The organism is Chitinophaga hostae (genome assembly GCF_018224885.1).
Taxonomy (GTDB): domain Bacteria; phylum Bacteroidota; class Bacteroidia; order Chitinophagales; family Chitinophagaceae; genus Chitinophaga; species Chitinophaga hostae.
Genome location: NZ_JAGTXB010000021.1, coordinates 80,237 through 101,839, shown reverse-complemented (window position 1 = coordinate 101,839; position 21,603 = coordinate 80,237). Strand labels below are relative to the sequence as shown.

Sequence of the window (21,603 nt, the reverse complement as noted above, 5' to 3'; positions counted from 1 at the left end):
AAGAAGAGGTGCGTTAATTGTTAACTACTAACCTCCATGTTAGTATGCGCCGACAGGTATCTCTGGCGGATGATATCCATATGATGCAGCTGGTGACCGGCAATTGTAAATCCAAGCGCCAGTACCGACATCTCCGTTTGCCAGCACATACCTGTTCTCAACAACGCGGTATCCGTATAACTGTTAAACTGGGCAATAGTAGCCTTACGCAACAGGATCAGCTCTTCCAGTATATCTGCCATACTCCGGTGGTCTACCTCCGCATGATCGGCATAAAGATCCTGATCCATACTTGGCGGCACCTGCCTGTCCTGCCGCGCAAACATCATGGCACGGTAGGCAAATACCCTTTCCGTATCTGTGATATGCTGGAAAACGCCTTTTAACGTCCATTTGCCGGGTGCATAAGCGTAGTTGCCCAATGACTCCAGCTTCGCAATATCCAATGCCTGCAGCTCCTGCAATGTCTGTTCCAGCACTGTTTTCATGTCCAGGTCAGGTACGTAGCTGATATAACGGGAGTAATACCCGGGATCGGGATGGATGGCTTCTTTTTTCATATGGTGAGTTTAAGGGAGATGAATATACGAACATTTTTTCTCGCTCCCCGGGCGCCAAAGACGGGATAATCATCTTATTACAATATTTAATATATTTGCAGGTAATATATCCTGACTACCTATTGATCTACAACCATCCTTCTATGAAATATCTGCAACGATGTATCCTGGTGCCGGCACTCATAGGATTGAGCATAGCTGTAAAGGCCCAGGCGCCGGAAACGCCCCGCAATACGCCCATGCAATGGGATGCCCGCTGGATCAGCGCCGGAGCCGCCACTTCAGCCGCATACGGGGTGTATCTTTTCCGCAAACAGTTCGACCTGCTGAATTATTCAGGTCCGTTTATTATCCATATTTCTGCTGATAACTATTACCGTTTGTATGTAAATGGCCGCCTGGCTGGTACCGGGCCCGCACGCGGCGACCTGGCCAACTGGTATTACGAAACAACAGACATCAGCCCTTACCTGAAATATGGTCATAATATAATCGCAGCAGAAGTGGTGAACTATGGCAGCAGCAAACCCCGCGGGCAATTCACCGCAGCTGCCGGCCTGTTGCTGCAGGGGCATACGCCGCGCGAAGCAGCCATCGTCAATACAGGCACCACCACCTGGCAGGCAATGGAAGATGAAGCTTTTAACACCCTGCCCGTTACTGCAAATACTTTCTATGGCGCATACGCCGGCGATAGTATCACCGCACAATACCACCCCTGGGGATGGGAACAGCCCAATTTCAAAGATAGCTGCTGGAACCCCGCGGTGACAACGGCGAGCGTGGCTTTACAGGGTAACAGTGCGAACGACTGGCGCTTGCTCACACCCCGGCCAATAGGACCATTGAGCCAGGAACGGCAGAATTTTGCAACGATTGTTTCGCAGCAGGGTATTAACGCAGACGCTGCATGGCTGAAAGGAACAGCGCCTCTCACCATACCGGCTAAACGAAAAATAAGATTGCAGCTGGACTGCGGCCAGCAAACTACCGGTTTTCCCGAAATGCTCCTCAGCGGCGGATTAGACGCCACCGTCAAAATCACTTACCAGGCGGCCTGGCAAAACAGTACACGCGTATATGATGTAATCAAACCCGATGGTGGAACCCGCCGCAGGTTTACACCATCCGGATACCGCACCTTCCGCTATGTGCAACTGGATATAGAAACGGATAAGGCGCCGCTCACGCTGGTCGATTACTATAACGTATACACGCAGTACGCACTGAAAGACAAATCTTCCTTTACCGCCAACGCATTAACAGATTCATTGTGGAATACCGGCAAACATGCCGCCATGCTGGGCGCCCAGGATAATCTCTATAATGATCCCCTGCAGGAACAACTGCAATACATCCAGGATGCACATATACACGGGCTCGCTATCGCATTTTTTTCCGGAGATGATCAACTGCTGAGGAATGCACTGATACAAACTGACCAGTCGCGCATTCCCGAGGGGCTTGTTCGCTCCCGTTACCCGTCCGACGATCGGGTGCTGAACATCAGCGATGCTTTGTCGTGGATCAGCACCCTGCAGGACTACCTGTTGTACAAAGGAGATAAGGCCCTGGCAAAACAATTATTCCCGGGTGTACGCAGTATCCTCGATTGGGTAGACCGTCACCAGGACCCGGCCACCGGCCTGCCCGGAAATATGCCTTACCGGGATAGCACCGCTTTGGGACCACTTACGGGGCAATACCTGTATACATTACGACAAGCCTCCGCCATCGCGGCCTATTGCGATAAGCCGGCAGATTCACTGGCGTGGAGCCGTACTGCCGACAAACTGCGGGAGGTATGGTACCAGCAATGTTTTGATGGAGATAAAGGACTGTACGCAGAAACGCCTGCAAAGAAAACATTTTCCCGTTATACCAATGCGATGGCTGTATTGGCAGATGCGATACCGCCGCGACAGGTGAAAAATGTAATGCAGCGCCTGTTAAATGAAAGTCCGCATCCGGATGAATCACTCCGCGAAAAATATTACGTCTTCAAAGCCATGCAGGAAACCGGCGTTACTGGCGCTTTCCCGGCAGAACTGCAACGGTTGCTGACAATGAAAGAGCAGAACAACGCTATGATGTACCAGTCGGCGGCAGCAGTAACCAACCTGTTTTTACTCGGTATTACCGCCGGTATTCAATCTACTTCGTGGAATTTCAAAACCGTACTGATCGCACCTGATCCCGGGCCGGCGCCGCATGTAAAAGCGGTAATGGCGCATCCGGATGGCGGCCTGATAGAAACAGATCTTTCATTCAGTAATAATCGTGTGTCCGGTACCGTTAGACTCCCCTTTGGGGTTACTGGCAAGTTCCGCTGGAGAGGCCGGGAACTTACGCTGAATGGAGGCGCCCAGGAAATTAACCTGTAAAACGGATGTTTTCTTGCCGGGGATTTTTTTCTTGCCCAGGATTAACAGTGATTATGATGATTTTCAGGATTTTTCCTTTTTTGATTTTAAAAGATTCGGGAAGATCTAAAGCTGATAAATTCGCTTAGATCTTCCCGAATCTTTTAAAATCAGATTATAATCACAAGAAAAAAATCCTGAAAATCATCATAATCACTGTTAATCCTGGGCAAGAAAAAAATCCCCGGCAAGAAAACCCCGGCGTCAGGCTCTTTTCTTTTTTGCGTAGAAATAATTTATACCCAAAGCACCAATACAAATGAACAAACCAAAGAATTCACGTGTTTCTTCTATCCATGGTTTGGTAGCTTTCATGGTTTCAGCAAGATTTTCAGCATTGTGCTTGGTAAACCAATCTTCCACCCCGTTCTGATCAAAAAATTTATAGATGGCATAAGCCAGGTACACCAATATGCCGGCAATATACCATTTCGGGTAAAACCTGTTTCGCGATGCCAGCCAGCAAAGCACGGCGGAATAAAGGTAAATAGGGACCCAAACATATGGATCAGGATCATTGTACTGTAAGCCTGCAAACAAAACGAACATTAGGCAAAGAACAATATTCAATATTTTCATGACAAAACAATTAGAGCTTAAACATACATAAAACTATTTCAAAAGCATATTCCTTGTATTATTTTATCCCGGCAGTGTGGAATAGTGGAAGAACGGACTGCAAATTTGGCACTTTTGAAAAAAATGTTAAAAGAGCATTTGTCTGGGCTAAAATAATGTTATATATTCGAAATCATAAGCACAATTCCACGTGAGAACCAAAATCTGAGTTAAGAAAGTCTTGTTAAAAGCGCAATCTGTTTCTCACACCATTTTTTAACTGGAATCCATAACAGTAAACACTTTAAAGTACACCGGTATGAGGTAATTATTTGTTTGAGTATAAATATTAGTCCATAGCCTTATTTGTTTTTGATGGTTATAATTTAACTGTTGAACGGACATTTATTTCTTATTCTCTCTGTGTAGCGCATCATGCACGGTTGATGAGTAACTAATGCTTTTATATACAGCTTGTATAGTTAGCCTGCTTTGACCTCGTCATAGCGGGATAGGGAACTGTATGCTAAAACGTGTCTGTGCAACGGCGGAAATATATACGACAGGTACACTTATTTTGTAACAATTTTTCTTAAACGTTACTCTTAAATCACGTTATGAAAAAGCATTTTTACCAGGCCCTAACCGCATTCTGCGGTATTCTGTTGCTATTGGCCACAAGCAACGTTTACGCACAAACGAAAATTACGGGAAAAGTGTCTGACAAGGCATCAGGCAATGCGCTGCCGGGCGTTACCGTATCTGTAAAAGGATCCAACCGCGGTACCGCTACAGATCCCTCGGGCGTCTTTACCCTCCAGGCCAAATCAGGAGAAATCCTGGTCTTTTCTTTTGTCGGGTACGATCCACAGGAAGTAGTAGTAGGATCAGGTCCCGTGAATGTTTCCCTCACTGAAAAAGTAGGATCCCTCGAAGAAGTAGTAGTAACCGGTTATGCCAGTCAGAAAAAGAAAGACCTGACCGGCGCGGTATCCATTGTTAAAGTGGAAAACCTGACCAGGCAACCGACTTCGCAGATCGCCAACCAGCTGCAGGGACAAGTATCCGGTGTTACTATTCTTGGTTCCGGACAACCGGGACAGGAACCGCAGGTAAAAATCCGCGGTGTTAACACCTTTGGAAACAATACGCCACTGTATGTGGTAGATGGAGTACCTGTTTCTAACCTGACGGATGTAAATCCCAATGATGTGCAAACCATGCAGGTGTTAAAAGATGCCGGCGCCGCCTCCATCTATGGAGCACGTGCCGCCAACGGCGTAATTATCATTACCACCAAAAGAGGTACTGGTAAAGTAAAAGTTTCTTACGACGGCTATTATGGAACACAACGCCCCAAAGGGGGTAATGTGTGGAATATCCTGAACCCGCAGGAACAGGCTAACCTGAAGTGGATGGCCATCGCCAACACTACGCCTAACCCTACTTATGCGGATGAACAATATGGCTCCGGCGCCACACCGCGCCTGCCTGATTATATTGCACCAGTGGGCGCTATGGAAGGTGATCCTGGAACAGATCCATCTACCTATTTTGTAAATCCTGAATATAAAGTGGCCAGCGATGTGGATGCCTTTCACCGCATCGTAAAAGCTAATAAATCAGGTACAGACTGGTTCCACGAAATATTCAAACCAGCACCTATTACCAGTCACAATATTTCAGTAGCCGGTGGCGGAGATATAGGAAGTTATTTCTTCTCTTTCTATTATTTCAATCAACAGGGTACATTAACCAATACGTATAACAAACGTTATGCAGTTCGCGCCAACAGCAGCTATAACATAACAGATCATATACGTGTAGGCGAAAATATAGAGTACTCGCTCATCAACAACCCACAGATCGGCGCACTCACTGAAGGCAGTGGTATTGGTATGGCGTTCCGTGAAATGCCTATCATCCCGGTATATGATATCAAAGGTAATTATGCCGGCAGCTTTGGTAAAGGTTTGGGAAATGCCCGTAACCCGGTAGCGATCCAGGACCGTTTCGGTACCACCAAAACACTGGCCAACCGCTTGCTGGGTAACGTGTTTGCAGAAGCAGATATCCTCAGGCATTTCACTCTCCGTACCAGCTTCGGTGGTGAAGTTTATTCCTTCAACAACCACAGCTTCACGCTGCCTGAATACGAAAACGCAGAAAATAATAAAGTAAACTCGTATACAGAAAACGCAGGTAGCGGTTACGACTGGACCTGGACAAACACCCTGACCTATCATCAGAACTTCAACCAGGTACACGATCTGAAAGTATTGATAGGTACAGAAGCATTCAACAACAACGGACGTACTGTTGGTGGTACTTCCCTGGATTACTTCTCTTTTAATCCGGACTTTACCAACCTCAGCACAGGTAGCGGTACGCCTACCAACTACAGCGGCAGTTTCACTGATGGATTGTTCTCCCTCTTCGCAAGAGTGGATTATTCCTTCAAAGACCGCTACCTGCTGGGTGCACTGATCCGTCGTGATGGTTCCTCAAGATTTGGTTCCAATAACAGGTATGGTAACTTCCCTGCAGTAAGTGCTGCATGGCGTATTTCACAGGAATCTTTCATGAAAAATATCAGCTGGATCTCCGATCTGAAGATCCGTGGAGGCTGGGGTATCATGGGTAACCAGATCAACGTAGATCCGCTGAATGCTTTTACGGCCTATGGATTTCAGAGGGGTAACTCTTTTTATGACATGAAAGGTACCGGTAACAGCATTGTACAGGGTTTTTATCGTACACGTATTGGTAACCCGGATGCGAAATGGGAAAGTAACGTAAATGCCAATATCGGTATTGACGCCACCTTGTTCAAAGGCGCCCTGGAAGTAACGGCAGACTATTACCACAAAGTGGTGAAAGACCTGTTGTTCAACGTTGATTTGCCGGCAGTGTATGGTATCGCTACCGTGCCATATGTGAACGTAGCACAAATGAAGAACAAAGGATTTGATTTCTCTGCAACCTCCAAAATAGATATCACCAAAGATCTGAAGCTGGAGCTGAATGGTAACCTGACGACCTATAAAAATGAGATCGTTAAAATATCTGACGCTGCTCCTTATTTCGACATGGAAGCCCGCCGTTTCAACGGTACTTTTATTATCCGTAATGCCATCGGCCAGTCCATCAGTGAATTCTACGGCTACAAAGTGGATGGATTCTGGAACAGCCAGGCAGAAATTGATGCTGCCAATGCGAAAACCAGGGACCAGTATAAAGACAATACCCTCGTTTACCAGACAGATACAAAACCCGGCCGCTTTAAATATGCCGACGTGAATAATGATGGCAGGATCACAGAAGCTGACCGTACCTACCTGGGTAATCCCAATCCTAAATTCAGTTATGGCCTGAATATCGGTCTTACTTATAAAGGATGGGACTTCACCATGTTCCTGTACGGTGTGCAGGGTAACAAGATCTGGAACCAGGTAAAATGGTGGACTGATTTCTATCCTTCTTTCGAAGGTGCAAAGAGCAAAACAGCCCTCTACGATTCCTGGCTGCCAACCCGTCAGAACGCCAAAGCGCCTATCCAGGAAACATCTCCTTCTTTCAGTACCTCCAATGTGCCTAACTCCTATTTTGTTGAAAACGGTAGTTATCTCAGAGCAAAGAATATGATGCTGGGTTATACTATTCCAGGCCATGTACTGCAGAGAGCAGGTATTACCAAGTTCAGGGTATATGTACAGGCGGCAAACCTGTTCACCATTACCAAGTACTCAGGTATAGATCCTGAAATTACCGGCGGTACCAGCAATTTCGGCGTGGATGAAGGAGCTTATCCTAACCAGCGTCAATACCTGCTTGGTGTGAACGTTACCTTCTGATAATTTTTTCCTGAAAAGCAAAATTGAGAAAAATGAAAACATTACGATATTTAAGTGTAGTTCTTGCCCTGGCAACAGTAGGAATAAGTGCTTGTAAGAAAAGCTTCCTGGAAAGGGATCCTATCGGATCACTCAGTGATGAAATTGTGGCAAATAAAGCCGGTATTAATTATTTACTGATAGGTGCTTACGCGGCCCTCGATGGTCAGCAAACGGCGCAGGCTGCCCTTGGCGGCGGTGGGCCCTGGGAAGCATCTCCTACCAACTGGATCTATGGCAGCGTGGCCGGTGGCGATGCGCATAAAGGAAGCTTCAGTGGCGACCAGCCAGGTATCGACCCTATCGCGAAATTTACAGTAGATGCCAGCAACGGTTTTTTTAATACCAAATGGAGAGCTGTGTATGAAGGGGTAACCCGTTCCAATACAGTGCTGTCAAAATTGAAAGAGGCAACTGATATGAGCGCCGCTGAAAAAACACAGGTGGAAGCAGAAGCCCGTTTCCTGCGCGGTCACTACTATTTCGAACTGAGAAAGATGTTCAATAAAGTGCCTTATATCTCCGACACTACGCTAAATCCACGTATCAAAAATGACAAGGAGATCTGGCCATTCATTGAAGCAGATTTCAAATTTGCTACAGATAATCTGCCTCCTACACAAAGCGATGTGGCGCGCGCAAATAAATGGGCAGCGCAGATCTACCTGGCTAAAACCTATCTCTATCAGAAAAAATATACCGAAGCAATGCCGCTGTTTGATCAGGCTATTACTTCCGGTGTTACTTCCAACGGCATTAAGTATAAATTAACCGATGCGTTTGAGGATAATTTTGATGCTGCCAAGAAGAATAATTCTGAGTCAGTATTCGCTATTCAAATGACCGCCAACGATGGTACCAATACCATTGCCAATGCTAACCAGGGCGAAATGCTGAACTTCCCTTACAACAGCCCTTTCGGCTGCTGCGGATTTTATCAGCCTACGCAAGACCTGGTCAATTCTTATCGTACCAACGCCACCACCGGTTTGCCTGACCTGGATAATTATAATACCACCCCGGTGAAAAATGACCAGGGAATTTTATCTTCCACTGCATTTGTACCGGAAACAGGCACACTGGATCCTCGTCTCGACTGGACCGTAGGTCGTCGCGGACTACCGTACCACGACTGGGGAAATCACCCGGGCGCCAGCTGGATAAGAGACCAGGCTTATGCAGGTCCTTATGCTCCTAAAAAAATGGTGTACTGGCAGTTTAACCAGGATAAATACAAAGATGCACACTCCTGGGCGCCAGGTTCCGCTATTAATGTGCTGCTGATCCGCTTCGCTGACGTATTACTGATGTCGGCCGAATGCCATGCACAAACCGGCGACCTGCCAGGGGCTACCGCTTTGGTAAACCAGATCCGCGATCGTATGATCAACCACCCGGAAAACTGGTTGCACAAATACAAGGATGATACAAAACCTTTACAAGGATTTGATCCCACCAAAATGGCCGCTAACTATAAAATTGGCAGGTATGCCACCACTTTTGCCAGCAAAGATTTTGCGTTGAAAGCCATTTATTTTGAACGCAAACTGGAATTGGCTACAGAAGGCCACCGCTTCTTCGACCTGGTACGCTGGGGCATCGCGGATGCGGCATTGAATGCTTTCATTACCTATGAATCAGCTATCACCACTGACCTGAGAGGCGGACATTTTACAAAAGGGAAGAATGAATATTTCCCGGTTCCCCAACGTCAGATTGACCTGACTATCATAGGAGGGGAAAGAGTATTGGATCAGAACCCGAACTACTAATAACACTTTTGAGCTTTCCATAAAAATGAATGCAGCGATCATTTCGCTGCATTCATTTTTTGTGCGGACATTTTTAGTACTTTAGAATGCCCGCTAAAATTATTTTCCTGATGACAGATCAACCAAGAATGAATCGATATTGCCTGACACTATTATTTATCATCAGCTCCGGCATCGCGCTCAACAGCAGCTGTCATACACCCACCAAAGAAGAAACAGGAAAAGTACTGGCAGATAAATATTGTTCCGGTTGTCATTTGCCGGTATCTCCAGCCATGCTTGACCAGGATACCTGGATAAACCACGTATTGCCCGCTATGGCCCCCAAATTAGGCATCAAGGTATGGGGGGAACATGAGTACTATCCTCCTATGCCGGGTGAAAAACCAGGGCTTATTTCTATCAAAGATTGGCAAACGCTGGTGGACTACTACAGGGAGGCCGCTCCCAAACAGCTGGTACCCGGAAAACCATCACCACCTTTACAGCATGATTGGTCTGTTTTTTCCATAAAATATCCTGAAATAAAAGACTCCAGCGCTCCCGTTGGAACAACGCTGGTGGCGTTTAACGTGGCAGACAGCGGTTTGGTGACCAGCGATGCGCTGACCGGTACGCTGACCTGCTGGGATAAAAACTTCCGGCCTGTCAGCTCCAGGAAACTGCCCTCACCGGCAGTGGATCTTCTTTTTACAAAAGACAGCGCCGGCACACAACAGGCAATACTCACAGAAATAGGAAATATGCGCGCGCTGGATGCCCCTGCCGGCATCATTACCCGCGTAAATCTCCGCAACCAGGACCGCAAACAGGCCGACATCATGGCCTTCCTGAAACGTCCTGTGCAAACACTGGAAGCAGACTTTGATAAAGACGGGCTCACCGACCTGCTGGTATGCGCCTTTGGCCATAACCAGGGAGGACTCTACTGGCTTAAACAGCTGCCGGATCACAGTTATCAGCAACGGCCCATCCAGGAAGTGCCCGGCGCTATTCACGCAGAAACGGGCGACTTTAACCATGACGGCTATACGGATATTATGGCTTTGTTCGCCGCCGGGGATGAAGGTATCTGGTTATTTGAAAATGATAAGAAAGGAGGGTTTACATCAAAAAATCTCCTGAGATTTCCGCCCCTGTTCGGTTCTACCAGTTTTCAACTGACCGATTTTAATGGAGATGGACAACCGGATATACTATATACCTGTGGAGATAATGCAGATTTTTCTATGGTGCTTAAACCTTACCACGGTTTATACGTCTATTTGAATGAAGGGAATAATCATTACAAGCAGGTTTGGCATTATCCGGTGAACGGATGTACAAAAGCTGTAGCAGCAGATTTTAATCAGGATGGGAAGCCAGATATCGCTGCCATTGCCTTTTTCGCGGATTTTGAACACAATCCATCCGAGAAATTTATCTTTTTTGAAGGAGGCAATACACCGCTTACATTTACACCACATGCACCACCTATAGAACAGGAAGGACGCTGGATTTGTATGGATGTAAAAGATTATGATCAGGATGGTGATCCGGATATAGTACTAGGAAACTATGCGCAAGGGTTTATCATACTCGATCATTATAAGCCGGACTGGAAAGAGTATCAGCCCTTTATAGTATTACAGAACAAATCAAAGCAATAATTGCAACGTAAAAATGGTTTGTTTATTTGGAATGAAACGAGAAATATGTATCTTACGGCCGTATTTTTATTGCTGCGTACATTATTATCTCAGAGGAGATCGAAAGAAGGGAGAAAAGCACTCATATATTTTTGATCTTTAATGTAAAACCGTTCTTGATCAACGTTTTCCCAATATATACCTTATTGCACTGTGCCTGCCGTCAATGGCCCGGTGGTATAAAGATATCCTGATGCATAATCAGGTTTTAGAATGGCGGAAGGAGAGGCAGTAATGCCTCTCTTTTATTTTATACACCTGATCGCTCAACCCCCGATGTGAACGGTTTAATATTCAATTTTTGCCACCTATCATAAAAAAACAGCTGAATTCTGAAAATCCCGTTATTAGGGGTTAATTTTATTGTGAAATCAGCATTATTGTTTTAAACAGGATATGTCAGTGGCTGAATATGTATACGATCAGGATAAAGTGAACACGCTGCTAAGTACGATCATCAGAACCAACGGTAACGAAAAAGGAAACAACTGGCTGCAACAACGTTTGCAGTTACAGCAACAAACCGGTGCCATCCCGCAGTTCAATCAAACTTTTACAGCTATTCCACGTTTCACAGGTAAAGAAATCATTACCCTTTCATCGTCGGAAAATGAACAGCTGCAGACGCTGCTGCCGTCTTTTTTCGTACATGGCTGGACGTTAGACCGCCTTGCCAGGGTTTGGTGGCTCCTTCAATTGCCGGTATCAGATAAATCGGTTTACCTGGACACCCTGGAAAAGCTATTCAACGCCGCGGAAATGAACGAATTGGCCGCTTTATACAGCGCGCTGCCCCTGCTGCCATGGCCGGAAGAATGGGTTGCCCGTACTTCCGAAGGCATCAGGTCCAACATCGGCATCGTGCAGGAAGCTATTATGTTGCGCAATCCATATCCCGCAAAATATCTTTCAGAGCCGGCCTGGAATCAGCTGGTGATGAAAGCGATCTTCACCGATAAACCGCTTCACCTGATACATGGACTCGATGAACGGGCCAATGCCGCGCTGACAGGTATCCTCGTGGATTTTGCCCACGAACGCTGGGCCGCCGGCAGAACAGTAGATCCCATGCAATGGCGCCTGCTGGTGAAGTTTGTGGATACTGCCAACTTCCCTGATATCACCCGGATCTGGCATTCATTGGATACTGTGGAAAAAGAAGCCGCTGCACTGGTATGTGCACAAAGCAGCTACGCGCCTGCCCGCGATTTACTCGGTCAGTCGCCATCACTATTGGCTGAAATACAGGCCGGTAGCCTCACCTGGGATACCGTGGCAAAAAAAATAATAAAATAATAAACTACTTAAACTGATTTGATATGTGCGGAATTCATGACTTAACAGAGAAAGATCTTCAACCCCTCACTTATACACCCGCTTTTCTTAACAGTATAAAAGGCATGCGCTTCTTTGATCCGCATGTACATATGACGGCGCGTACGACAGACGATTACCAGGCAATGGCGGATGCCGGTGTGGTGGCGATCATTGAACCGGCTTTCTGGTTAGGACAACCAAGAACCGGCGTAGACACATTCCGCGATTATTTCAGCAGCTTGTTGGGATGGGAACGTTTCCGCGCTTCGCAGTTCGGCATTAAACATTACTGCACTATTGGCCTTAATTCAAAAGAAGCCAACAATGAAAAGCTGGCAGAAGCTGTCATGGAAATTCTGCCACAGTTCATTTATAAAGAAGGCGTGGTAGGCGTGGGCGAAATCGGTTTCGATGACCAAACCGCCCTGGAAGAAAAATATTATCGGGCCCAGCTGGAACTGGCTAAAGAAGCCGGTTTACCGGTGCAGATCCACACCCCGCACCGCGATAAGAAAAAAGGTACCCAACGCAGCATGGATATAGCGCTGGAGCACGGACTGGAGCCTCACATGATCATTGTAGACCATAATAACGAAGAAACAGTGAAAGAAGTGCTGGATCGTGGCTTCTGGGCTGCGTTTACCATCTATCCGTTCACCAAAATGGGTAACGAACGTATGGTAGCCGTGGTAAAACAGTACGGAAGCGAACGGATTATGGTCAACTCCGCTGCTGACTGGGGTATCAGCGATCCCCTCGCCGTTCCTAAAACAGCCGCTTTAATGCACGAAAGTGGTATTGACTTGAATGACATTCATTTGGTAACTTACACCAATGCTGTAAAAGCCTTCGCGCAGAGCGGCCAGATAAATGAAGCAGATTTTGATATTGCCCGAAATATTGATCAAAGTGAAAAATTCAACGGAAGCTCTATATTACGCGGAGGACAGCAACCTCGAATCGACAAAAACACGACCATCATCCGGTAAAGGCCTGACAGCTTTGTCTCTGCTGGCAATGAACCATGAAAACCTGATTACACGGTGAGTTATATTGTTAGCAAATTGATTGGATATTTACGCCTGATGCGACCAGCCAACATTATTACTGCAATAGCAGATATATTGGCTGGTGTGGCTATTTCAGGCTATTTTATAAATGTTTCATTCGCCACCCTCACCCTGGATATTACACTGCCTGTAGTTTGTCTTTGCCTCGCTACTATTGGCTTGTATGGTGGTGGCGTAGTATTCAATGACGTATTTGATGCAACACTGGATAGCGCAGAACGCCCCGAAAGACCCATTCCAAGCGGTGTGATCACTAAAAATCAGGCAATTATCCTCGGCAGCTACCTGCTGCTGGTAGGTATTCTTGCCGCTTTTTCAGTAGGACGCCTGACTGGTTTTTCCGGCTGGCTGGCCATCGGTGTGGCAGTGAGCGCCCTCGTTTATGACAAATGGGGAAAACATCAACGACTCTTAGGTCCCTTTAATATGGGTCTCTGCCGCGGCCTGAACCTGCTCCTGGGTATCAGCATCGTTCCCGATGCCCTGGCAGCCTATTGGTGGATGGGCTTTATCCCCATCCTCTACATCGCTGCCGTTACCAATATCAGCAGGGGAGAAGTACACGGCGGCAGCGTAAAAAGTTTACGCCTCACCGCCGCGTGTTATGCCCTGGTATACACCACCATGGGCGTACTCGCATTGCTCCATCACCGCATCTGGACAGCGCTTCCGTTCATCCTGCTCTTTGCCGTGATGATCAATGTTCCGCTGTTTAAAGCCATGAAAGATCCTTCCGGGCCCAATATCGGGAAAGCCGTTAAAGGTGGCATCATCGCACTGATCGCCATGAATGTAGCCTGGATCGCAGCTTTCGCCACATTGCCCTTTGCATTGATCGTATTGCTCTTTTTACCGGTTTCACTGATACTCGGAAAGCTTTTCGCGGTAACGTGATACCAGCTTTTAGCTATTAGCTGTTAGCTTTTAGGAAAATGCAGCGGAATTTGTCTTGCCCAGGATTAGACTGATTTTGATGATTTGATGATTTTTTCTTGCCTGATTTTAAAAAAGAATAGCGAAGATAGAAGCAGATACCCGCTTTGATCTTCGCTAATCTTTTTTTATCCTGTAAAAATGTAATCCTTTAAATCATCAAAATCAGTCTAATCCTGGGCAAGACAAATTCCGCTGCATTTTCCTAAAAGCTAAAAGCTAATGGCTAAAAGCTTTAATCAACAATCCCTCTTTTCATCGCTTCCTTTACCAGGCCGGCAGTGTTTTTTACTGCGAGCTTCTGCGTGAGGTTGAGCCGGTGGGTTTCTACCGTACGTAAACTGATGTAAAGCATATCAGCAATTTCCTGGTTGGAATGTTCTTCTGCAATCAGCTTCAGTACTTCTTTTTCTCTCCTGGTGAGCGGAATATCATAACCCGAACGTTTCTGGCCGGTGATCATTTCCTGCAGCAGCTGCTGTTGTATGAGGTCGTCCAGGAACTGTTCCCCTGCGTTTACTTTTTCAATGGCCGTGATCAGTTTATCAGGATCGGTATTTTTGAGAAGATAACCGGAGGCGCCGTTCCGCAGCATCTGCTTGATATAATGAGATTCCATAAAACTGCTTAGCGCAATGATCTTGATAGAGGGATGCTTTTTTCTTACCTGTTTGCAAAGTTCCATTCCATCTATATCGGGCATTTGAATATCCAGCAGCAATACATCCGGTTGTGTTACCTGCAGGGCAGCCATCAGCGAGGCGGCCATATTACTTTCATATACGACGGAAATGTGCTGGTAAGGCGCCAGCATTGCTTTTAGGCCGCTGATAACCAGCAGGTGATCGTCTGTTATGGCGAGTTTGATTTGCATGTTGTTGAGTGTTAGCATAAAGGCTGCATTTCCATCAGCTGCATGATGGCAATGTTAAATTCTATGTATACAGTTGTGCCACAGCCCGGTGTGGCGGTAAGCGTCAGATGTCCGTTTAATGATTTGATCCTGGTATGCAGATTTTTTAATCCCATTCCCCCTGTGCTGTTGGCCACATTTTCAAAACCTACGCCGTTGTCTTCTACAGTAATAGTCAGTAGCTGATCATGTTGTGTAATCTGCACCAGCGCCTCAGTGGCATGAGAATGTTTGATGATGTTATTTACCAGCTCCTGCACAATGCGATATACTGACAGCTCAAAATTTCCCTTGAACCGCTGCATTTCTCCGGAAGTATAACAACTGATCTGCAATTGCCGCGAATGACTCACGTTGTTGCAGAAAAATTCCAGCGCTGCCGCCAGTCCCATACGCACCAGTATTTCCGGCATAAGATTGTGCGCAGTTTTTCGTACTTCGCCAATAGCGTCGTCGAGCATACCCAGCGCATGATTAAATCCTTTGTCCTGCTGTAAATAACTGCGCTCATATTTGAGTGCCCAGAAATGCATTTTTACAGCGGATAACAGTCCGCCTACGCCATCGTGCAAGTCCTTTGATAAACGGGTACGTTCTTTTTCTTCTCCCTGCATCATGGCTTCCAGTACCTCTACTGTCTTTTCTATTTCCATGGTTTGCAGCTGCTGTTCCTGCAGGTGATGCCGGTGCTGTAACTTTTGCCATACGAGGAAACATCCGATCAGCAATAAAACAACACCACTGAAAAAGATGCCTATCCAGATATTTTTTTGTTGCAGCTGCAGGTCTTTTTTCGCGAGCTCCAGTTTTTTCTCGGCAAGGTCACGATCCTTTTTTTCCGATTGGTACTGCATTTCCAGCTGTTGTACGTTGCGGCGGGTGGCATCGCCCACCAGCGAATCGTTTAGTATTTCATAGGCTTTCCTCAACGAAAATGCCTGTGAGTAAAGCTTTTGAGCTGCCATGTTATCTGATGCGGTAAGATAAGCCCGCCTTAGTTCATCTCCGGAATGATATATTTTAGCCAGCCGTATCGTTTTGTCGAGGTACCTGGCGGCCAGCGGGTATTTCCCGCTTTTATAAAGTGCGTTTGCATAACCCATATACAATAGCATCAGGTTTTCCGGACCGGGATCATCTTCCGCAATCAACAATGCTTTTTCGTAGGTATGCAATGAGAGTTTGTGTTGTTGTTGATCGGAAAGTGTACGGCCAATGCCTGTTAAAGCGCTCAGTACCAGCAAGCTGTCGCCCGTTTCCCTGCCGAGTGCCAACGCCCTGTTGAAATATTGGGTGGCATCGGCAGATGCTCCCTGCCGGCTTTTGCTCTCTCCCATATTAAGGAGGGCGGCGGCTATCCGCATCCTGCTTTTCCGGCGTATGCCATGTTCATAAGCCATACTGGCATAACTGAAGCCTTTCCGGTAATCGCCCAGCGCATTGAAAACAGTTGCCAGGTTGTTGATCATCATCCCCGCAGTAGTGCTGTCCTTTGCCGCATCTGCCAGCTTCAGCGCTTCCAGGTAGGCGCTGGCGGCTGCCGAAAAATCAGCCATCTGCTGGTATTCCATGCCACAGAAGCTGATGGCATTCACCTGGCCGATGGTGTCTTTAAGACAGGAATAGATAATTACCGCTTGTTTTAACAGGAAAAGCGACTGCTGGTATTCTCCCCGCATATCCTGGATATACATGTAGTAGCATGCAAAATCAGCTACGCCCTTGTGATACAACAGCTTCCTGCTTACCCGCAAGCCTCGCCTGAAGGCCATTTCGGCATCCGGTAAACTGTAAGGCAGCAGCATACAACCATACTTATACAACGCATTTACCTGTTCCCTGCCTGTAGGTTGCCCGTTAATAACACGCAACATACTATCCTGCTGCCGTGTATATTGCGCGTGTAAAAAAGTACTGCCGCATAAAAAGAGGCAGCACGAAAGAAATAATATTCTCAGCATCTCCGATACTTTTGCAACCCGCTGGTTGCAGTGTTAATAATCCAATGTTTTACCGGTTAACCCCTGATGAATGATTCCGGCAGGTAATAACATAGCTATCCCCGGCCACCATAGTGCGTGACAAATGCTCAGCATGCAACAAAAGATGTGAATTACCTCCGATGTTACAGGGTCAACAATATGGGGTTACCGTGTTTCATTTTTTGGTCAAACAATTTCCTGTTCCACTGTATTTATGGACAATCATTTCTACAGTGCCATAAAGTTCATTATTTCTGTTTTAATACGCAATAGGGTTTGGGGTGAGTGGGGACCTGCATCGCAATGCTGCGAAGGTGCATGTGCTGAAACCCTTTGTGGTAAGGCGTTTGTAGACTAACGGTGTATGTCAGTAGAACTACGCATTTTATAAAATACTGGTTTGTACCGTCCGTCACCCTGCCTTAAATAGGTTTCTTTGCATACCGATAAATGATTCTACAGGCTAACCCCAAAAAATAGGCTCCGTTCCCGGAGCCTTATTCTTTGTGAAAAATCTCATTTTTCTATGTACTTTTAAAGGCTATAGTTTTTTTAAGTCAGATGATGCGGATTAAGCCATGGAATATATTCAACAAAATTTCAATGTTAACTTTTCTTACGGAGTTTTCTTCAGCAGTAATTTATTCGATCCTGCCAACACATGTTTAGCTTCTTTTCTAGCCACCAAAGCGGAGGAAGCCTACATTAAAAAGTTACTCGTAATACTTGACGGAGGTGTAGCGGCACACCATCCGGCACTCACACAACAGATAAAACAATATTTCCAACAGGTGCCAGGTTTTCAGCTGGCCCCGGAAATTGTTACCATTGCCGGCGGCGAGGGCGTTAAAAACGACCTTCCCCTGCTTTTCAGCCTGGTAGATGCGATCGATAAATATGCGATTGATCGTCATTCCTATGTGATTGGCATTGGTGGCGGTTCCCTGCTGGACCTCGTAGGATTTGCCGCCGCTATTTCCCATCGCGGTGTGAAACATATCCGGATTCCTACTACGGTATTGTCGCAAAACGATTCCGGCGTAGGCGTGAAAAATGGCGTAAACTACAAGGGGAAGAAAAATTTCCTGGGCTCCTTCGCGCCACCGGCAGCTGTATTCAACGATCCCGTGTTTTTAACAACGCTGGATCCCCGCGACTGGCGCTCGGGTATGGTAGAAGCGGTAAAAGTAGCCCTCATCAAGGATGCGGCTTTCTTTAACCGGATAGAAGAAAATGCAGTGGCCATGACAGCCGGCGATATGCCCGCTATGCAGGAACTGATTTACCGCTGCGCGGAGCTCCACGTACAACATATTGGCGGCGCCGGAGATCCGTTTGAAAGCGGCTCTTCCCGTCCGCTGGATTTCGGGCACTGGAGCGCACACAAACTGGAGCAGTTAACCAACTTCGAATTGCGTCATGGCGAAGCGGTATCTATCGGTATTGCGGTCGACAGCGTTTATTCGTTCCTGTTAGGATGGCTGCCGGAGGCAGACATGCACCGTGTGCTTACTGTATTAAAAAATATGCAGTTGCCCATCTGGCATCCGTTGCTGGAAAAGCAGGATGGCAAACCATCTCCGGTAGTGGCAGGTTTGGAAGAATTCCGTGAACACCTCGGAGGACGCCTGACTATTTCCCTGCTGCGCGCAGTGGGAAAAGGAGAAGAAGTACATGAAATGGACCTGGAATTGCTGTATAAAGCAGTAGATATCTGTAAAAATAATCAATGATGAAAACAGCCGTTGGTCATCTTACCTACTGCACCAATATTCATCCCGGCGAAAGCTGGGGCGATCATTTCGCGCAGCTAAAGAAATTTATCCCGGCCATCAAACAACAGGTGTCGCCGGATCAGCCCTTTGGTATCGGCTTACGCCTTGCCAATACCGCCAGCCTGGAACTTAGTAAGGAAGAGCATTTAAAGGCATTTCAGCAATGGCTGAAGGAAGAAGATTGCTATGTGTTTACCATGAACGGATTTCCATATGGCGGCTTCCACAATGTAGTGGTGAAAGACCAGGTACATGCACCCGACTGGACAAGCGCCGACCGGGTAGTCTATACCATCCGCCTGTTTCGTATACTGGCCGCCTTGTTGCCGGCCGGCATGGAAGGAGGTGTTTCTACCAATCCGCTTACCTATAAGTTCTGGTGCAACCGCTGTGAGGAAGAAAAGAATTCATTTACGGAAAGCGCTACGCTCAATATGCTGTTGGTACTGGAACAGCTGGTACGCATCCGCCGGAGCGGAGGACCGCTGCTACACCTCGATGTAGAGCCCGAACCCGACGGATTGATGGAAAATACCAGTGAATATATCAGCTGGTATTTTGAAGAACTGTTACCGGCAGGAGTCCCGTTTATTATGGAGAAATTTGACGTAACGGACCTCGAAGCAGTGGATATTATCAAGTCGCATATTCAGTTATGCTACGACGTCTGCCATTTTGCATTGGTGTATGAACCGCCACACCGGGTGCTGGAACGGCTGGGACACTATGGTCTCAAAATAGGCAAGTTACAGATCAGTGCTGCCCTGAAAGCAGACATGCCAACGGACACGGCTGCACGAAAAGAAGTGACCGATGCATTCCGGCGCTTTAATGAACCGGTATACCTGCACCAGGTAATTGCCCGGAAAAGTGATGGAGCCTTGCTTCACTACCCGGATTTGCCCGAAGCGCTGGCCGATGAAAATAATCCTGCCGTTACGGAATGGCGCTCCCATTTTCACGTGCCGGTATTTCTTGACAAGTTTGGCGTGTTGCAATCCACGCAGGAAGATATCCAAAAGGTATTGGCGTTACAACGGCAGCAGCCATTCACCGCCCACCTCGAGGTGGAAACATATACCTGGGACGTATTGCCGCCCGAACTGAAACAGGAAATGGGATTGTCCGTTTCGCGCGAACTAAACTGGATCAGAGAAGAACTGCTAAAGGCGTAAAGTTGAAAGCTAAAAGCAAAAAGCTATTGAAGCGGATGATTAATGCGGAATTCGATTAGTTTATTCGCTTCAATAGCTTTTTGCTTTTAGCTTTCAGCTTTACGCTTACTCTTGGAATTCTCCGTCCTGAATGATAGCTTTACGCCGGAATTGTAACGGCGATTGAATCTATGAGAAAGACAGTAGTAATTGATGTAGTAGGGCTCTCCCCTTCTTTGCTGGAGCACCTGCCTTTTTTAAAGGCTTATACAGAACAGCATCACCTGGCAACGGTGGCGCCGATGTTACCGGCGGTCACTACATCTGTGCAAAGTACCTATCTCACCGGCCAATGGCCCAGTGAGCATGGAATTGTCGGCAATGGCTGGTACGACAGAACAGATGCAGAGGTCAAATTCTGGAAGCAATCCAACAAACTGGTAGACGCCCCCAAAATCTGGGACCGCGCCAGGAAACTGGACCCTTCTTTTACCTGCTCGCAGATGTGCTGGTGGTATAATATGTATGCCAATGTGGATTACTCGCTCACTCCAAGACCCAATTACCTGTCCGATGGCCGTAAGGTGCCCGACTGTTATACCTCTCCGGCTACCCTGAGAGATTACCTGACAGAACAACTGGGTAAGTTCCCGCTGTTTAACTACTGGGGACCAACCGCCAGCATTAAATCCAGTCAGTGGATCGCCGATGCGTCTATCCTAACAGATAAATTATACAACCCCACGCTGACTTTCATTTACCTGCCTCATCTTGACTACTGTTTACAAAAATTTGGGCAGGACCCCGTACGCAATGCAAAAGAACTGGGCGAAATTGATGCGGTATGTAAACAACTGATCACCTACTATCAGCAACAACAGTGTGATCCGATCGTATTGTCAGAATACGGGATCACCAATGTGAATAATCCTGTTCACCTCAACCGGGTATTAAGACAGGAAGGGCTCCTGGCCCTGCGGGTGGAAAATGGACTGGAACTGCTGGATGCCGGGGCCTCCAAAGCTTTTGCGGTAGCAGATCACCAGATAGCGCACATCTATATCAATGATCCTTCCTGTTACAAACAGGTACGCAGTATCCTGGAAAATGTGCCAGGGGTACAACTGGTGCTGGACAGGGAAGGCAAGCGCCAGCATCATCTTCATCATCAACGTGCCGGCGACCTGGTGGCAGTAGCTGATGCCGATAGCTGGTTCACCTACTACTACTGGCTCGATGATGCCAGGGCGCCTGATTTTGCCCGAATTGTAGAAATTTTCCGTAAACCGGGCTACGATCCGGTTGAAATGTTCATGAACCCTGCCGATCCGTTCATCAAATTAAAGGCTGCGGGCAAACTGCTGAAAAAGAAACTGGGCTTCCGCTACCTCATGAACGTAATACCACTGGATGCTACGCTTATTAAAGGTTCCCACGGGCGGCTGGAAGAAAACCCGGCGTTTCATCCCGTAGTGATCAGCCCTGATCCCGCTGGTAAAACCCGTTTACAGGCAATCGACGTATATGAGGTGATATGGAACCAGTTGACAGGTAAATAACTCCTT

At 47.0% G+C, this 21,603-nt stretch carries 14 protein-coding genes; 10 read left to right on the top strand and 4 right to left on the bottom strand.

Annotated elements, in window-relative coordinates:
- Nucleotides 1-20 precede the first annotated feature (20 nt).
- A complete protein-coding gene (locus KE626_RS28595) occupies nucleotides 21-560 on the bottom strand; it encodes a DinB family protein (protein ID WP_211976486.1) in 540 nt (179 codons plus the stop codon).
- A 143-nt stretch (nucleotides 561-703) separates the two neighbouring features.
- Between KE626_RS28595 and KE626_RS28590 the strand changes: the two genes are divergently transcribed.
- Nucleotides 704-2,944, top strand: a complete 2,241-nt coding sequence (locus KE626_RS28590) for an alpha-L-rhamnosidase N-terminal domain-containing protein (protein WP_211976485.1) — start codon at nucleotides 704-706, stop codon at nucleotides 2,942-2,944.
- Between the two features lie 243 nt (nucleotides 2,945-3,187).
- Here KE626_RS28590 and KE626_RS28585 read toward each other — a convergent pair whose 3' ends face one another.
- Entirely contained in the window at nucleotides 3,188-3,562 is a 375-nt protein-coding gene (locus KE626_RS28585; protein ID WP_211976484.1) for a transmembrane 220 family protein, read from the bottom strand.
- Nucleotides 3,563-4,158: 596 nt separating this feature from the next.
- On the opposite strand from KE626_RS28585, the gene KE626_RS28580 reads away from it, so the two are divergent.
- From KE626_RS28580 to eboC, 6 genes are all read left to right on the top strand, one after another.
- Nucleotides 4,159-7,395: a SusC/RagA family TonB-linked outer membrane protein gene (locus KE626_RS28580; RefSeq protein WP_211976483.1), complete on the top strand. Its 3,237-nt coding sequence runs from the start codon at nucleotides 4,159-4,161 to the stop codon at nucleotides 7,393-7,395.
- Between the two features lie 32 nt (nucleotides 7,396-7,427).
- The gene (locus tag KE626_RS28575; protein ID WP_211976482.1) at nucleotides 7,428-9,206 is read left to right on the top strand and encodes a RagB/SusD family nutrient uptake outer membrane protein; all 1,779 of its coding nucleotides are present in this window, start codon (nucleotides 7,428-7,430) and stop codon (nucleotides 9,204-9,206) included.
- Between the two features lie 110 nt (nucleotides 9,207-9,316).
- A complete protein-coding gene (locus tag KE626_RS28570) occupies nucleotides 9,317-10,855 on the top strand; it encodes an FG-GAP repeat domain-containing protein (protein WP_211976481.1) in 1,539 nt (512 codons plus the stop codon).
- 441 nt (nucleotides 10,856-11,296) lie between these two features.
- The gene (locus KE626_RS28565) at nucleotides 11,297-12,190 is read left to right on the top strand and encodes an EboA domain-containing protein (RefSeq protein ID WP_428845045.1); all 894 of its coding nucleotides are present in this window, start codon (nucleotides 11,297-11,299) and stop codon (nucleotides 12,188-12,190) included.
- A gap of 23 nt (nucleotides 12,191-12,213) precedes the next feature.
- Nucleotides 12,214-13,200 (top strand): TatD family hydrolase, encoded by a 987-nt coding sequence (locus tag KE626_RS28560; RefSeq protein ID WP_211976479.1) that lies wholly within the window; start codon nucleotides 12,214-12,216, stop codon nucleotides 13,198-13,200.
- Between the two features lie 54 nt (nucleotides 13,201-13,254).
- The gene (eboC, locus tag KE626_RS28555) at nucleotides 13,255-14,175 is read left to right on the top strand and encodes a UbiA-like protein EboC (protein WP_211976478.1); all 921 of its coding nucleotides are present in this window, start codon (nucleotides 13,255-13,257) and stop codon (nucleotides 14,173-14,175) included.
- Between the two features lie 274 nt (nucleotides 14,176-14,449).
- Here the strand turns inward: eboC and KE626_RS28550 are convergent, their stop codons facing one another.
- Together KE626_RS28550 and KE626_RS28545 are read right to left on the bottom strand one after the other, a co-directional pair.
- Nucleotides 14,450-15,088, bottom strand: coding sequence for a response regulator (locus KE626_RS28550; protein ID WP_211976477.1), 639 nt, complete (start codon nucleotides 15,086-15,088; stop codon nucleotides 14,450-14,452).
- An 11-nt stretch (nucleotides 15,089-15,099) separates the two neighbouring features.
- On the bottom strand, nucleotides 15,100-17,088 hold the full coding sequence (locus KE626_RS28545; RefSeq protein WP_211976476.1) for a tetratricopeptide repeat-containing sensor histidine kinase: 1,989 nt from the start codon (nucleotides 17,086-17,088) through the stop codon (nucleotides 15,100-15,102).
- Nucleotides 17,089-17,687: 599 nt separating this feature from the next.
- Between KE626_RS28545 and KE626_RS28540 the strand changes: the two genes are divergently transcribed.
- The 3 genes from KE626_RS28540 to KE626_RS28530 all read left to right on the top strand — a co-directional run bounded on the left by KE626_RS28540 (nucleotide 17,688) and on the right by KE626_RS28530 (nucleotide 21,597).
- Nucleotides 17,688-18,842, top strand: coding sequence for a 3-dehydroquinate synthase (locus KE626_RS28540; RefSeq protein WP_211976475.1), 1,155 nt, complete (start codon nucleotides 17,688-17,690; stop codon nucleotides 18,840-18,842).
- A complete protein-coding gene (eboE, locus tag KE626_RS28535; protein WP_249207758.1) occupies nucleotides 18,839-20,059 on the top strand; it encodes a metabolite traffic protein EboE in 1,221 nt (406 codons plus the stop codon). The genes KE626_RS28540 and eboE overlap by 4 nt, the downstream gene beginning before the upstream one ends.
- Nucleotides 20,060-20,229: 170 nt before the next feature.
- Nucleotides 20,230-21,597 (top strand): alkaline phosphatase family protein, encoded by a 1,368-nt coding sequence (locus KE626_RS28530; protein ID WP_211976474.1) that lies wholly within the window; start codon nucleotides 20,230-20,232, stop codon nucleotides 21,595-21,597.
- Nucleotides 21,598-21,603: the final 6 nt, after the last annotated feature.